Origin of the sequence: Citrobacter sp. Ca225 (genome assembly GCF_030337175.1) — a bacterium.
In the GTDB taxonomy this organism is placed as follows: domain Bacteria; phylum Pseudomonadota; class Gammaproteobacteria; order Enterobacterales; family Enterobacteriaceae; genus Citrobacter_A; species Citrobacter_A amalonaticus.
The window spans coordinates 267423-282231 of sequence record NZ_JAOWCD010000103.1 but is presented as its reverse complement, the minus strand read 5'-3'; the positions used below and the strand labels follow the sequence as shown (position 1 = coordinate 282231).

Genomic DNA, 14809 nt, shown 5'->3' with positions numbered 1-14809 from the left:
TATGAAAGTTGTTATGCTGATGTTTGATACCCTGCGTCGTAATAAGCTCCCGGCTTATCAGGCCGACGCATTTCCTCTGCCTAATTTTAAACGACTGGAGGGGAAAACCGTTCGTTTTGATAATTTCTATGTTGGCTCAATGCCCTGCATGCCAGCCCGACGCGATTTGCATACCGGACGGCTGAATTTCCTGCATCGCAGTTGGGGGCCGCTGGAACCCTTTGATGACTCTATTTTTGAAATCATTAAAAAGCACGGCGTCTATTGCCATTTAATTACCGACCATCAGCACTACTGGGAAGATGGCGGGGCGACCTACCATAATCGCTACAGCAGTTATGAGTTTATGCGCGGGCAGGAGGGGGATCTCTGGAAAGCGAAGATTGGCTTCGACGGCGCCCGTGAACTGGATTCATGGAAAAACGCCGAACCGCTGCGCCGTAATATGATCGAGCACGATCAGATTAACCGCAGTTATATGCGTGAAGAGAAAGATTTCCCGCAGGCGCGCTGTTATCAGGCCGGGCTGGCTTTCCTGGCGGAAAACTATCAGCAGGATAACTGGTTATTGCAAATAGAGAGTTTTGATCCGCATGAGCCCTTTTATGTGCCGGATCGCTTCAAGCGCATGGTCGATCCTGAACTGGTCAATAACCCTGACGACTGGCCGGAATACAGTTCGACAGAGAGGATCAATAATCCGCAGAAAGTGGTGAACGGTGAAAAGCATTATCAGGCGCTGATGTTGATGTGCGATGAATATCTTGGCCAGGTGCTGGACTTTTTCGACGCACATCATCTGTGGCAGGACACAATGCTTATTGTGAATACCGACCACGGTTTTATGTTTGGTGAAAAAGAGTGGTCGGGGAAAAGCGTTATGCCGGTGTATAACGAGATTGCGCATGTCCCCTTCTTTATTTGGGATCCCAGAAGTCGACGGGCTGGCGAGTCGCGAACCCAACTGGCGCAGATGCACGATCTGGCGGTGACGTTGCTGGAGGCGTTTGGCATTGAGAAAACGCACAACATGACAGGCAAGGCATTGTCTCCGGTCATAGCGCGACAAATGCCGATTAAATCAGAGGCTATTTTTGGCTATTTCGGCGCGCATGTGTCGATCACCGATGGTCGCTATGTCTATATGAGAGGGAGCCAGTCGCCGGAAAATACCCCGCTATACGAGTACACGCTGATGCCGATGCGCATGCGCAGGATGTTTAATCTCGCTGAATTGCAGGAAGCCACTCTGCATCCTGGTTTTGTCTTCACCCACCAGACACCGGTGCTGAAAATCCCGGGTTCCGCCGGTTTTTACAGTTCTTATGCGCACGGCAATTTGCTGTTCGATTTAGCTCACGATGCGAAGCAGGAGCATCCGCTCTGCGATCCTGAACGTGAAGCGCTGTTTATCCGCAAACTGTCGCAGGCAATGCGTGAGGCGCAGGCTCCGGAAGATGAATGGCGGCGTCTGGGGATCCCCGTCGACGACGCGCGTATTGACGCGGAGTTCGTGCGACAGGAACATGAAATGCGCAAACGGGTGATGCAGCAGTATTTAGGCTCTCTTGCCTGCCTTGATATGCATCCGGATACCCGGGCATTGCTCCTTGAGATAGCGGCCTGCCCCGGAGGGGATAAATTCCTTCAGGATCTGGCAACGATCTCCAGGCAGCGCAGCATCACCAAGCAGGCGGTGAAAGCGCTGTATGACAGCGGTGATTATGAGTCGGCACTTTACGGACTGTTCAATAAACCCTACTGAGTCTGCATGCCTCACTCATCCGGGAGCCCGATTTTGCCGGAGCTCCCGTCTATCTTCATCGCTACGCATCAGGCAGGCATCATCAATCCCGGAAACCGTGGTGAGGCGAATGTATTTACACAAATTAATTTTTCAGTTCAAAGTGCTGGTAGATAAAAAGACCTTTACCTCGGCGGCGGAAAGTCTGTTTATCTCTCAACCGACCCTAACCCAAAATATGCAACGACTCGAGTCGGAGTTGGGGATCCCTTTGTTGTTCCGTGAGGGGAAAAAGATTTCCTTAACGGTTTATGGCGAAAGCCTGTATCAGCATGCCTGCCTGCTGGATCGCAATTACCAGCAGGCTTTACTCAGTATTGATGCGATAAAGCATAGCCACAGACAGCAACTGGTGATCGAGTGCGGGCACGCGTGGAGTCATGGCGTCTTATTTCATCTGATGAAGGACTATGTGAGGCTGTATCCGCAAATCCGGATGGTGATCAAAAACAGTAATACTGCACTGGGGCAACAGCATTTACTGAAAGGCGAATGCGATCTTGCGTTAGGGGCGATACCCGCTGCGGAAAACAGAATTGCGGCAATAAATTACCTTCCCATCTTCACGACCCGGTTTGTCCTGTATTGCGCGAGCGATCATCCGCTTGCGTATGTGCCGCAGATTAGCGAAGCGCAGCTTAATCACTGTGAGTGGGTCATTCTTAAGCATGAATCGGAAAACGAAGAGTTTAACGATCCTTTGCTTTGTCCTATTTCGCCAGAAAAGGTCAGATTTGAAGTCTGTTCGGTATAGAATGCTATTGCGCTGGCGAAACAGACGCAATGCATTCTGGCGCTTTCCATACATCTGGAAGCCGAAGCGCGTCAGCGTGGTCTGCGTCGCCTCAATCTGGCGAAGAACATTCCCTCCTTTGATACCGGCATCATGTATATAGACGATGTGCTGAAGTATGACCATAAGAAAAAATTTATTGAGACCATCATTTCGTCAAAAAGCATGTTTGATCAGAATGATATGTAGCGGTCCACAAACCGTTCAAGCATATTCCCGCCTACCGGCGGGGAGATGAGATATCCCTGAAAGCGATCGATACCTAATGCTTTCAATATCGTAAATTTCTCTTCACTGTCGACCCCTTCGGCAACGCAGCGACTACCGGTCAGCATACAGTAATAGTTCAGGCTTTTTATCAGCGCCAGCGCGTGTGGATCGCGTTGCATCTCATTGATAATACACATATCCAGCTTATATTCGTTAAACTGGATCTGCCTGACCGGAAACATCACGCTACCTTGTGAGAAACAGTCATCGAGCATAATCCGAAAGCCGAGCCGTTTTAATTTGTTGATGTTCGCGGCGGTTTTTCCCCTTTGACTGAACTCGATGGTCTCAGCAAATTCCAGCACCAGTCTGTCCGTTTGCTGTGGCGACACCAGTTGTTGTTTCGCCGCTTCCAGCATTCGTGGAAGGCATTCATGGCTGGCGAGGGTGGCAGGGATATTAAGTGAGAAATAAAACTCCCCGGGATGCTGGTTGATTTTCTGTATCGCTTCCTGCAAAACAAATGCGGTCAGCACCTGCCAGGCGTATTCAGCACGTATTTGTGGCAAAAATGCGCCGGGTTGCAGGACCGTACCCTCGCGCCGCCAGCGTGAGAGTATTTCCATCCCTTGTAAACGGTGGTGGCTATCCACAATCGGTTGAAACACCGGAAAGAGTTGCCGGCAACGGATGGCATGGACGAATTCACGTTCGAAGGCGGATAACGCATCGCTACCGCTTCTGTTCAGCCGCGTTTCTGGGTTGCCGGGAAAGTGTGTCGCCAGTTGCGGGAAATGTTCCGCCATCTTTTTAAGTCCTGAAGTTCTCTGATTATAAAGGGTTTTTTGGCTGATGCCTCGCTGTTGCGCCCGGTCCAGGATGTTGTGTCCGTGCAGCAAATCCACAATGGCGTTGAGCTCTGGTTTGCTGAGGCCGATTGTCGGCTTGTCATAAATCAACGTCGGGTTATCTGCGCATTGGCCCAAAGGAGGGACATCCTGCAACCCGTGCCCGCGCAATAGCGCGGCAATGCAACGTGTCGGTAAATCCGAGGCGACGGCCCGGATTTCTGTCAGCAGACGGCGACGCGTCACAAGATGCTCCAGCGTGTGCCACAACCAACGGTCAGGACAGCGGCTGAGGATAAGCATCGGTAGGGGGACGGCGGCCTGTTCCAGCAGAAGCGCCGCCTGCTGCAACGTGGTGAGCAGCCAAAGGGGATCGTCAGGAAGAAACACCACGATCCGGCGTGCTGACGCCAGTGCAGGAAGCGTTGAGATATCCAGCGACGGCGAATTAAGCAGCACCAGACGCTGGCGGTCTGGCGTCATCATCCTCGCGAGACCTTCGGCGGCACAGGGGCAGGGGGACAAAATGTAGTCCATCCCCGGCTTTCCCACATCACTGATAAACAAACGTCACCCCAATGATTGACTGAACATTGCCTGCCGTCACTTGTCCGCTGGTTCGCGCGTAGTTAGCCGTTAAGCCGAGGCTCACGGCAGAGGTGCCGACCGTGCCTAATGACACGGTGCTGTTGGCGGGGACGATGGTACCGTTGCGCGTGAGCTGAACACCGATGCCCTTCGCGGGCGAAGACGACGCGGTATTGGTAAAGATCGAATTGGCGGAATCTGCGGTGGTGCCGGAGAGGTAATACGTCAGATTTTGGCTCTGCGCGCAGTAGACCGTCAGCGGAACGGGGGCGGAGCCCGGATAGTCCGGCAGCGTAACCGTGACGTTGCGGGAGGAGACATCGCAGCCGCCAGTCGGAATGACCACACTATTGTTCGCATAAATGCTCCAGACGAACTGAAAGTCATCGCTGTTTTTGTTGTTGGTCTGGCGGAGAATGAGTTTAGCAATAAGCGTTCCTGCACTGATTGCGACGCCGCCCGCAGAGCTGATTGGCGTCAGATACAGGACGGTCGGCCACGGCTTATCGACTCTCGAGTCATAGATCATCCGTGCGGTTTCGCTGGTGGTCGGAAACGGGTAGCTGGAGCCGTTGTATCTTACGGAGCCGGAAAAACTCGATAACACGCCGCCGTAAGCGGACCCCTGCTGAAGGGTGACATAGTCAGTGATGGTTTCGGGATAATCGTTATGACAAAAAATCTGCGTTGAGAGGTCGACCACCAGGTTTTGCCCGACGTTAACCGCAGGCGAGAGATCAACGTAGACGTTCGCGCTACCACCGCCAATGGGAATGGTCGCGCCGCTGGCGGTTTTGCACGCAAAGGACCAGGCATTGATTGACCAGCCCATCAGCAACAGTGTCGTCAACAGGGTTACGACTCTTTTCATCAACATACTCTCCTGGTCATGCATAGGTATAGGTCACGTTAATCACCGCCTGGATCGTTCCCTGGGTTGCGCCGCCGTTGACCGACAACGCCCTGACCTGCAAAGGAAAACGGGCGGATTGCGAGGCGTCATCCACCACCACTGATTTTGTCGCGCCGGTGTTCAGTCTGTTACCGCTGTCATCCTGGAGTTCAAGCTGGATATTTCCGGCAGTCCCCTGGTTTTTGTAGTAGCCCGTGCTGTCGGCGGTACCGCTGAAGCTGGCGGTGACGCGCGAGGTGCCCACCGGACAATTGCTTAGCTCAAGCGCCACGCTGTGCCACGCGGAGGAGGAACCGGCATTGACCAGACTGAAGGTGTAGAGATCGCCCAGTTCGACGGTGGCAGTGGTGGTCGACACCGTGCACGGCTTGGCGACCACTTTCCCGTTCACGGTAATGGTCACGTCAGCCGCCTGCACAACAGCAGAAGCGGCAAGGATGACTGTCAGTAGCCACCGGGGTTGAAACCATTTCATCAAAGCCTCCGCTTACTGAAATTCAAGAGTGAACGTCGCTGTTGCATTGACGTGTCCCGGCGTGACGGGGAGCTGCGTTGCCATCAGGCGGGCATAAAAGTTAAGCGTATTGGTCTGACCGGGCGTCAGGGTCGTCCACGGAAGGGTGGCGGACCCGGCATTCAGCGGCAGTGTCGTTTGCTGGCCGTTGAGGATCTCGATTCCCATCCCTGCCGCCGCCGATGTTCCGCTGTCGAGTTTCAATAAGCGGGTGTTATCGTTGTCGGCAATACCGATAAAACCGACTTTTACCGCCGTGACCGACGTGCCGCAGGGAGAAAGCACAATACGAAACGGGACGACAGGCGTGGTGGCGCCGATATGGCTGAACTGTTTAGCGGCGTTATCCAGCAAATCGACGGTAAAATCTTTCGATTCGCCCGCCACGGCGCAGGCGTTATCCCTGACATATCCGCTGATCGTGATTGTGCTGTCGGCGGCGAACGCACTGGCGCTGACCAGCGAGAAGATGGCACCCAGCAGATAAAGACGTTTGTTCATCATCTTGTCCTTAGCGGCATTGCGCCGTGAGCTGGCTGAGCAACTGTTGTTGGTTTTCTGCGGATAAGCGGTACTCCGCCACACAGCTGGCGTTTGCGCCGTCACCCCATTTCACCCGAACCTTGCCTGCCAGCGGCATACCGCTCAGATAAACCTGACCGTTATCGGCGACGATGCTGCTGCTTTGGCTGCTGTCGGCGGTTACCATTGCGCCGAATGGTACCGGCTTGCCGTTATGGATGAGCGTCATCAGCAGTTTCATCCCGACGTGGGCGTTAAATTCCGCCCGGACGATCGCGCCGTGCGTGGGGACGACGTTGACCACTGCCTCATCCAGATCAACGTTATCGGCGAGCGTATTGGTATCCAGCGCCACCCGGTTTTCCCGGTACTCGGTGGCGTAAGGCAGCACCGCATAGCCACGCCAGTCAGTGCGTACTCCGGTCTGGTTTTCCACTTTCGCGCCCTCAGCGCCGGGAGCCTTAATCAGCACAACCGTGTCATTGAGTGGTTGACTCAGCGTGACGCCATTAGCATGTGCCAGCACGCCGCCGCTCATCCCGTAATAGAACTGTTTGAGTCCGTCGCTACGGCTGTAACCGACGTTGGCATTGCCAGAACCGCCGCGATAGTTCAGCGTGGCATAGCCAGTGCTGCTGCTGTTACCTTCACCACCGCCCGCATAGCCGGTTTGCACGCTGTAGCTGAGGTTATTGTCTTCCAGCACGGTGCCATACAGCCCCGCCAGGTTGGTCATTCGACCGTTGAGGTCATTCGACATGCTGTAGCTGGCGCTGGCGTGTCGCCAGACGGACTGACTGTCCGAGCGCAGCCAGTGGCTGAAAGGAATATTGACGTTAATAGCCAGCATCTGGTCGCGACCATCCTGCCAGGCGTTTTTGGTCAGGCTGTAGCTCAGCGTCCAGTTGATATCGCCGATGGCGGTATTCAGACCGGCCTGCAATTGTTCATCAGCGCTGTCGGTGCCCCAGTAAGTCTGGTGACTTCCGCTCAGATAGAGCGTGGCGGTGCGGCCTAACTGCTGGGTCAGGCTCACCTGCACTTTGCCGCGCTTGTTATAGGCGAGGTTGTAGTAGTCCGTGAATTTCGGCTGAACCTGAATCACGCCATCCTGCGTTTCGACGTCATGGCCGCTCATCCGACGGTAAGTGGTATCGGCAAAGCTAAAATATCCGCGTGTGGAGTAGCGATAGCCCACCAGTTGGATATTCGTGCCAACGTCGCTGAGTGATTTGTTATAGAGGAAACGCACCGATTGTCCCTGATGTTTGCTGTCATCGGGCAGAGTGGCATTGGCCTGAGTGATGTCCACCGACAGCGCCCCCAGCACCCCCATGTTTTTCCCCACCCCCAGATTGAAGGCGCGGTAGCGGTCTGCCAGTTGTGTACCGCCGTACAAGGTCCAGCCAGCCGGGAGGCCGTGGAGTATGGTGCTCTGAAAAAAGGTCGGTTCTTCCTGCTGATCGTTACCGCTACGGTACTCTCCGGCGGTGACGGCATAGCGGGTATGGCCTTCACGTTGCAATACCGGGACTGAGGAGTAAGGAACGGTGAAGTTCTGGCTGCTCCCGTCGGCTTCCTTGATGGTAACCTGCAGATCGCCGCCGTTACCCGCGGCATACAGGTCGCTAATGCTGAAGGGGCCAGGCGGTACCGTGCTGTGATAGATCTCATAGCCATTCTGTTTGATGGAGACCTGTGCCGTCCCGCGCGCAATCCCATGGATCACCGGGGCAAAGCCTTTCTGGCTGTCCGGCAGCATATTGTCATCAGATGCGAGCTGCGCGCCGCGGAAGTTAATACCGTCAAAGACATCGCCGTTGGTATAGCTGTCGCCGAGTGTCAGGCGTGAGCGCAACGGCGTGATGTCTCTTTCCAGCCAGGTATTAACGTGCTGCCATTTGTTTTCATTGCTCGAGGCACTCCCGCCGCTGCTGTAGCTCCAGGTGGTATTGTCGCGCAGACGCCACGCGCCCAGATTAAGGCCACTTTGCAGGTTTAAGTAGGCGTAGTTGCTGCTGCCGCCGACGTCGTTCTGGACATTGTTGCCGGTGAAGTTGTAATTCAGTAGCCCGGCGGTAATCCCATGATCCCAGCGTTCCGGCGGGATATAACCGCGAGCCTGATTTCCCATAAAGACCTGAGGAATCGTCAAATACAACCGCTGCTGACCCACATCTAAACGGGTGGTGGCGTCAAGGATCATTTCCGTTAACGGGACACAGGTATCCGCTGCCAACACGTTCATTCCACTGACGGCAGCGGTGTTCAGCCCCATTGCGGCGAGCTGTTCACGCGTCAGGCATGGAGTCAGTTCGCGGTGGTTGTCGCTGGCATGAAAAGTGACGTCGCGGGTGGTCATAAACCCCTCGTTCAGATAAATATCGACGCGATACGTGCCGGGGGGGAGCTCATGTCCCTTTTCAAAACCGGAAAGATCCGCGACGGCAGCCGGATCGTCCGCCAGAAAGCGCGGGTTAAAATAGAGTTCTGCCTGCGCGGAAAATGTGTGTGAGGCAAGCAAAAAGGCAAAGGGGATCTGCGCCATTGCGCCTGACAAAAGTGGTGCATAACGCCGCCTGTGGACGAGTCCAGGTTTCAGATATGACATAGTCCCTCCGGTTCAAAATCGCCCGGCTGTCAGTTCTTTTTTTATTCAGGGATCACGCGGATTCCCTGTTCGTTATCGCAGTGCGCCTTTCATGCGCGGCGTGAGTGCGCCATAGTCATTAATGGTTTTATAAGTAATCTCGCTGCCCGCATCGGCTGGCAACTTCACGCGGGCTTCGCCCAGGGGAGGCACAAGGGCATTTTCCAGTACCCGGGTGCCGGCATTGAGTTCGGTCACCGTCAGGTAGTACGGCGTTGGGTTGATCAATGTGAGCGTGCCTGCGCTGCGGCGGAAAGTGAGTTTTTCTGCGGCCTGATCTGGCGGCAGCGCGAGACCGGCTGGACGGTAATACAGCTTGATACGGCTGATAATGGCCAGTTGCAGGGTGTTATCGCTGAGCCTGGATTTGTCCATCGACGGAATGGCTTTGACGTTCATCCAGAACAGACTCTCGCGGTCCTGTGGTAACTGATTGTTGGTTGCATCAAGGATGCGTAAGGTGTTCTCCTTTTTTCCCTGCATGGCAAACAGCGGTGGTGTGACCACAAAACGTCCGTCTTTGACGCCCTCGGCATTTTCTACCCAGGACTGGATCAGATACGTGCTGCTGTCATCATTATTGGTGACCGCCAGTTGCACCTGTTTTTGACCCGCCGGATAAATCACCCGTGTTGCCCCCAGCGCAACGCCAGCTTCAGCCGGTGTGAATAATCCCATGACGGCTATCATCAGCATCCCGCCCAGCAGGTTGCGCATCATGGTGCGTGTTTTTTTCATGTTTATCCTTGCTGTATTCACCGTCGTTTCCTGTATTTGCTATCTCTGCGGGGTTGTTACTGGTAGGTCAAAGAGAACCAGGCTTGTGCATTCGCGACCCCACCGGTGACCTGACGTCCGGTAGAACGGTATTTCGCAACGAAATGCAGTGTGGTTGGCCCGGAGTAAAGCCGTGCCCAGCTCGTCGGTGGGCCGTTAAGTGGGAGTTGGCTACCCTCTTTATCAAATAACGCTATCCCGATACCGCTGGCGATCCCCGGACCTTCTCCTACGGAGAGAACGTCAGGGTTTTTACCATCCGCGACGCCATGAAATGCCACGCCGACGCGTTGACTTACGGCGGTACTGCACTCCTGAAGCTGAATATCGAAAGAAACCGGATTGATATCCTCCCCTGGCGCATGAAATCGATTGCTGCTGATCTGCCCCATTTGCACGGTCATCTGGCGATCGCCAGCTTCAACGCGGCAAGATTCGGCAATAATGACCCCCTGGAAACGCATGTTTCCGCCAGGTAACGTCACGTTCCACTTGTTGCCGGCCAGCGCGCAGGCGGGAAGTAAAAGCATCAGCAGACCTGATTTCATCCTTTGCATCGTTATCACCTCAGTCCCATTACGGATAACAGGCCTTCCTGGCCCCTGGTGCATCCTTGCGTGATGAATTACTCGTATTGAACTTTGAAGGTGGCGTCTGCGTTAGCGGTACCGGCAGTTGCGGCGCCCGTGGCGTAGTAACGTGCCTGGAACGGGATGATATTCGTGCCATCGTTCAGGGTTGTTGCTGCGCTAAAGGTTGCGCCGTCCAGCGCCAGTGGGGTGCCTTTGTTGTCGAGGATCTGGACGCCAACGTTAGTGGCGCTACCGGCAGCAGAGCCCTGCAGTGCCAGTACGGTGTTGTTGGTGGTATCAACGGCCGTGCCAGAAAACGCGACAGAGGCTTTGGTTGACACGCTGGTATCACAATCATCAAGCTGAATGTTGAAACCGACCGCAGAACTGGTGCTGCCCGCAGTAGCCAGTTTTGCCGAACGAACCTGACCAAGCTGAACGGTTTGTTCGACTGAACCGGCGTCGACGGCGCAGGCTGCGTTAACGACTTCTCCTTTAAAATGCACTGTACCGCCGTTTACCGTGGTGGTATCGGCCAGAGCCGCCGCGGAGGTCAGGGACAGGGCTGACATAGCAACGATAGCCAGTGTTTTAATTTTCATGCTGTTTTCCTTTAAACAATGTCGATATCACGAACCGAAATGGCCAGTCGTTGTGCCTTCCAGGCATTCCATATTTCAGCCGAATGGGGCGACTGCCGGTTCTGCACAGTTTTTACCCAATGAATGAGTCAATTGGGGCCATTTTGACTCGTTGGTATAAACGGCTTTAAATGGCATATTATTTCTTTATTATTGGTTTTTTGTTTCTTATGGTTGCAATTTTTTGATATAAAAAACTGAAAAATAGTTTTATGTAGATGACTGAAATGGTGCAGGAGTCAGGTGGAGAAATGGTGAAAGCGCGTAAACGGCGGTGGTAAATGTGAAAAAATGTTGGAGGTAATACTATTCTAATCAATGAGATAAAGAGTGTTTATCGATAATTCCTAACTTGTTAGTTGCAAAGCTTTACTAATTCTTTTTATGATATAAACAGTTTGGCCCCAATTGACCTGTTCAGGTAAAGACTTTCCTTTTTATATCAATCCGTTAGCTTATTTCTTTTTCTCCTGCGAAATGACCTCTAACAGGCTGCTTCTCTCCCATAATCCGGCGAAACGTGCGGCGTTGCTGGCGGTATAACGGACGGTATGACGAATATTTCGATGGCCAAGATAATCCTGAATCAGTCGCGTATCGGCTCCCCGTTCGGCAAGTTCATAACCGCAGGCGTGACGGAGCATATGGGGGTGAGTATGGGTAACGGTGCCAGCATCAACCCCCGCAGCCCGAATAATGCGATATGCCTGCTGGCGAGAAAGCGGTGTCCCCCGGCGGGAGATAAACACGGCGTCAGTGCGGCCTGCGCCTCTCCAGCCTGCGCGTTCCTGACTCCAGCGTTCAACGGCCTCACGCTCATCAAAACGCAGTGGATGAATGGTGGAAAATCCGTTTTTCAGTCGACGGACATTGATTCGTCCCTCGTTGAGATCGAGGTCGCGATAATGCAAATCGAGGAGTTCACTGATGCGCATGCCGTGACGGAACGCCAGCAAAATAAGACAATAATCTCGCTCTCCGGTTGCGCCATGTCGGGCAGCCTGCATCATGGCTTGTACTTCTTTGCCAGTAAGATAACGACGTCGATTCACAATGCATTACTCCTGAAATATGTTTCTGTTAATGAACACCTGTAGAAAACATCATGCGATTAAAAAATAATCCACGATGTTAAAGGCATATTATATTTGAGGGATTAATCACCGTTGGTGATTACATCACTTTTACATACGTAGCTATTATTACCACGTGATAAGTCTTATTTTTATTGATTTTATCAGGTGCGACAATAGCGGCTGTTGTAGACAAAGTCAGGTGTATAAATTTAAACGAAAAATAGTTACAGAGGTGAGAAGGTGGCGAAGGTTTGTTTGACGAAAAGGTCATGTTGAAAAAAGTATCCTGATTCATTACATGGATATAATAAAACTGTTTAATTCTGCTGCAAATAAGGATGGAAGTGAACAATAAGCATAATAAATATATGGTTAAATATTATTAATGCTTTGTTTATCGTGGTTTTAACACCATCCATGGTGTTGTATCTGTCACAGTGAAATAGCATTATGCTGTTTGAGTTTAGCGTCATCCCAGATACCGTAAAATCGACCAGCGTTACTGGCGGTGTACCAGACGGTATGGCGAATGTTACGGTGTCCCAGGTAATCCTGGATGAGACGGGTGTCGATCCCCATATTGGCTAATGCAAAACCGCATGAGTGACGAAGCATATGCGGATGAATTTCAAGCGGGAGCCCAGCGTGATCGCCCGAGGCTGAAATGATTTGATAAAACTGTTGGCGAGAAAGAGGGTTTCCTTTTCTTGATAAAAATAGCCACTCACTGTTGGCATGAGGATAGTCAGTTCGTATAGTCAGCCAGTTTTTTAACGCCTGAATTTCTTCTCTTAATAATGGATGTGTTGTCGAAAAACCTTTTTTCAGGCGGTGAATATAAATACATCGAGATTTAATATCAATATCTGATATTTGCAGGCGACAGATTTCACTGGCACGAAATCCATGAATAAAACACAATAAGGTCAGACAGTAATTGCGGGCAGCGTGTGGTCCCGTGTTTGCTGCTTTGAGAAGTGACTCTATTTCATTTTGAGTCAGGAAATTCCTCTTCTTATTATCGGCGTTATTTTTCATTAGGTTCCCTTTTGATTGCAGGTGCGCAAGCGTTCTGCTGATTTCCATTAATCCAATGGTCTTATCCGGTTTTAACTCATGATTTATTTGTACTGCACGGTAGGCGCTAATCGTATGCAACGTTGCTTCGCTACAGAAGGACGTGAGCGGATAATGAAAATGGCTGTATGTTGTTTCGTCATAACGTCGTGACATTATCGACTGGGTGCCTCCTCTGGTCTTGTGTTTTTGCTTATCTTACTGAATCAATAAACGTTATTGCTGTTCTACGATCGAGCCCATTCCGGAATACCCCGAATGATGAGCAAAAGGCTTTGCTAAGGACGAAAAACGACATGGCAACCTCGCTAGCATTCACTGTAGAACTACAACAATGAGTAAACAATACTGCAAAAAACACGGTGAGAATAGCAATAATAAGTCATATAACCGCTTTAGAGGCGGGGGCTGGTATTTAGCCGTGAGCAGATTGATTCCCGTTAACCCGCAGAAATTGCATTAGTACGGGTATATTTGGCGGATGAGGGCGTGTGGCTGAAATTAGCCTGTCTTTAAGTGTTGAAATGTTTTGCGACAAATAAAATGCGAGCGAGGGAATAATAACGCCTGAAACTACTCTTATTCATCTAAGGCGTTTATGCGTATCGTTCTGGTAATTACTGGAAATCACCTGGTCAGTACTTTCATCTGGCCGATCTCACATAGTGTATTGAGCCCCTTTGCATTATGCTGTTTCGACATTGAGTGAATGAAGATTTACGGATTAAGTAATTCCCAAAGGAAATTATATGAAGTCTATCGGTATTTTTTGCGGTTCATCTGAAGGCCATTCTTCGGTTTATATGCAGGCCGCGCGCGAAGCCGGAACCTATCTGGCTCAGGCCGGGCTGGGCATTGTTTATGGCGGTGGCCGGGTCGGATTGATGGGGGCCGTGGCGGATTCCGCCCTGCAACACGGCGGGCACGTGACGGGGGTGATGCCCGTGTCTTTGGTTGAACGTGAAATTGCGCATACCGGGCTGACTGATTTGCAGGTCGTTGAGAACATGCACCAGCGTAAAGATCGCATGGCGGCATTGTCTTCTGCTTTCATCGCCTTACCCGGCGGGGCAGGCACGTTGGAAGAGATTTTTGAGCAGTGGACGTGGGGACAATTAGGCATCCACCACAAGCCCTGTGCGTTTTATAACATGAACAATTTTTATCAACCGCTGCAGGTCATGGTACAGAAAATGGCCGATGAAGGTTTTATGAAGCAGAGCTACGTGGATATGCTGTTTTTCTCCGATTCGTTGCCGGAAATTGTTGAATATTTTTCGACATATACGCCGCCGACCTCCAAGTGGACCGTGACCCAGAAATAAGACGACTCATTGTGCTCCTGAAGAGCAGAGGATGACACCTGTCACTGACATGCCCCCGCCCAGGCTATGGCCTTCCGGGGGCATTTTTACGCCGGATTCATATCGATGGTTAAAAGGGTGCTTTCCCCCCAGGAATATTCTTAATTTCACTTAGGCCAGATGCCCGTCGGGCAAAAAAAAGCCCAGAAAATGATCTCTTTTCTCTCTATATGTTGCCATTATGTTTATTTTAACCGTTGCCCCAGGGGATGTTGATACAGTTAATAAAAAAATGGCCGCGAATATTAATGTAGACTTTTATCTTCCTGTGTTGCAGGAAATTCAGTGGTATTGCAATTGGTAACATAGAAAAATATTATTTTAATCACGGCTAACATGGCAGTGATGCAAGTTTTATTAAAAGACCATGTTTTGTCTTTGCCGCATTACCACAGCAAGTAAAGCCTCGTATTATCACGACGGGATTGTGAATATTATCAGCAGGAGCATGCGAAGGGAG

General features: G+C 51.7%; 12 protein-coding genes and 1 pseudogene. 3 read left to right on the top strand and 10 right to left on the bottom strand.

Annotation, left to right across the window (positions count from 1 at the left end; all coding sequences use genetic code 11):
- Nucleotide 1 precedes the first annotated feature (1 nt).
- Together OGW13_RS25180 and OGW13_RS25175 are read left to right on the top strand one after the other, a co-directional pair.
- Complete coding sequence (locus OGW13_RS25180) at nt 2-1765, top strand: sulfatase (RefSeq protein WP_287116616.1); 1764 nt, start codon at nt 2-4, stop codon at nt 1763-1765.
- Between the two features lie 109 nt (nt 1766-1874).
- Nucleotides 1875-2558, top strand: a complete 684-nt coding sequence (locus tag OGW13_RS25175; protein ID WP_287116615.1) for a LysR family transcriptional regulator — start codon at nt 1875-1877, stop codon at nt 2556-2558.
- Between the two features lie 212 nt (nt 2559-2770).
- Here OGW13_RS25175 and OGW13_RS25170 read toward each other — a convergent pair whose 3' ends face one another.
- From OGW13_RS25170 to OGW13_RS25125, 10 genes and pseudogenes are all read right to left on the bottom strand, one after another.
- Nucleotides 2771-4192 (bottom strand): EAL domain-containing protein, encoded by a 1422-nt coding sequence (locus OGW13_RS25170; protein WP_287116614.1) that lies wholly within the window; start codon nt 4190-4192, stop codon nt 2771-2773.
- 16 nt (nt 4193-4208) lie between these two features.
- Entirely contained in the window at nt 4209-5114 is a 906-nt protein-coding gene (locus OGW13_RS25165) for a fimbrial protein (RefSeq protein ID WP_042999427.1), read from the bottom strand.
- 16 nt (nt 5115-5130) lie between these two features.
- A complete protein-coding gene (gene fimG / locus OGW13_RS25160; RefSeq protein WP_044254116.1) occupies nt 5131-5631 on the bottom strand; it encodes a type 1 fimbrial minor subunit FimG in 501 nt (166 codons plus the stop codon).
- Between the two features lie 12 nt (nt 5632-5643).
- On the bottom strand, nt 5644-6171 hold the full coding sequence (gene fimF, locus OGW13_RS25155; RefSeq protein ID WP_042999429.1) for a type 1 fimbrial adaptor subunit FimF: 528 nt from the start codon (nt 6169-6171) through the stop codon (nt 5644-5646).
- A gap of 10 nt (nt 6172-6181) precedes the next feature.
- The gene (locus OGW13_RS25150; RefSeq protein ID WP_222167681.1) at nt 6182-8803 is read right to left on the bottom strand and encodes a fimbrial biogenesis usher protein; all 2622 of its coding nucleotides are present in this window, start codon (nt 8801-8803) and stop codon (nt 6182-6184) included.
- Nucleotides 8804-8875: 72 nt separating this feature from the next.
- Complete coding sequence (locus tag OGW13_RS25145; protein ID WP_042999431.1) at nt 8876-9580, bottom strand: fimbria/pilus periplasmic chaperone; 705 nt, start codon at nt 9578-9580, stop codon at nt 8876-8878.
- 56 nt (nt 9581-9636) lie between these two features.
- The gene (gene fimI, locus OGW13_RS25140) at nt 9637-10176 is read right to left on the bottom strand and encodes a type 1 fimbrial minor subunit FimI (protein ID WP_181627848.1); all 540 of its coding nucleotides are present in this window, start codon (nt 10174-10176) and stop codon (nt 9637-9639) included.
- A 68-nt stretch (nt 10177-10244) separates the two neighbouring features.
- On the bottom strand, nt 10245-10793 hold the full coding sequence (gene fimA, locus OGW13_RS25135; RefSeq protein WP_042999433.1) for a type 1 fimbrial major subunit FimA: 549 nt from the start codon (nt 10791-10793) through the stop codon (nt 10245-10247).
- 481 nt (nt 10794-11274) lie between these two features.
- A pseudogene (locus OGW13_RS25130) lies at nt 11275-11884 on the bottom strand (tyrosine-type DNA invertase).
- 456 nt (nt 11885-12340) lie between these two features.
- Nucleotides 12341-12946, bottom strand: coding sequence for a tyrosine-type DNA invertase (locus OGW13_RS25125; protein ID WP_042999435.1), 606 nt, complete (start codon nt 12944-12946; stop codon nt 12341-12343).
- Nucleotides 12947-13734: 788 nt separating this feature from the next.
- Here OGW13_RS25125 and OGW13_RS25120 point away from each other — a divergent pair.
- The gene (locus OGW13_RS25120) at nt 13735-14310 is read left to right on the top strand and encodes an LOG family protein (protein ID WP_044254122.1); all 576 of its coding nucleotides are present in this window, start codon (nt 13735-13737) and stop codon (nt 14308-14310) included.
- The last annotated feature ends 499 nt before the right edge of the window (nt 14311-14809 follow it).

What these genes read in the sequence shown, in the direction of transcription:
- OGW13_RS25180 (WP_287116616.1), top strand. Translation starts at nt 2, where the DNA reads ATGAAAGTTGTTATGCTGATGTTTGATACCCTGCGTCGTAATAAGCTC.
- OGW13_RS25175 (WP_287116615.1), top strand. Translation starts at nt 1,875, where the DNA reads ATGTATTTACACAAATTAATTTTTCAGTTCAAAGTGCTGGTAGATAAA.
- OGW13_RS25170 (WP_287116614.1), bottom strand. Translation starts at nt 4,192, where the DNA reads ATGGACTACATTTTGTCCCCCTGCCCCTGTGCCGCCGAAGGTCTCGCG.
- OGW13_RS25165 (WP_042999427.1), bottom strand. Translation starts at nt 5,114, where the DNA reads ATGAAAAGAGTCGTAACCCTGTTGACGACACTGTTGCTGATGGGCTGG.
- fimG (WP_044254116.1), bottom strand. Translation starts at nt 5,631, where the DNA reads ATGAAATGGTTTCAACCCCGGTGGCTACTGACAGTCATCCTTGCCGCT.
- fimF (WP_042999429.1), bottom strand. Translation starts at nt 6,171, where the DNA reads ATGAACAAACGTCTTTATCTGCTGGGTGCCATCTTCTCGCTGGTCAGC.
- OGW13_RS25150 (WP_222167681.1), bottom strand. Translation starts at nt 8,803, where the DNA reads ATGTCATATCTGAAACCTGGACTCGTCCACAGGCGGCGTTATGCACCA.
- OGW13_RS25145 (WP_042999431.1), bottom strand. Translation starts at nt 9,580, where the DNA reads ATGAAAAAAACACGCACCATGATGCGCAACCTGCTGGGCGGGATGCTG.
- fimI (WP_181627848.1), bottom strand. Translation starts at nt 10,176, where the DNA reads ATGCAAAGGATGAAATCAGGTCTGCTGATGCTTTTACTTCCCGCCTGC.
- fimA (WP_042999433.1), bottom strand. Translation starts at nt 10,793, where the DNA reads ATGAAAATTAAAACACTGGCTATCGTTGCTATGTCAGCCCTGTCCCTG.
- OGW13_RS25125 (WP_042999435.1), bottom strand. Translation starts at nt 12,946, where the DNA reads ATGAAAAATAACGCCGATAATAAGAAGAGGAATTTCCTGACTCAAAAT.
- OGW13_RS25120 (WP_044254122.1), top strand. Translation starts at nt 13,735, where the DNA reads ATGAAGTCTATCGGTATTTTTTGCGGTTCATCTGAAGGCCATTCTTCG.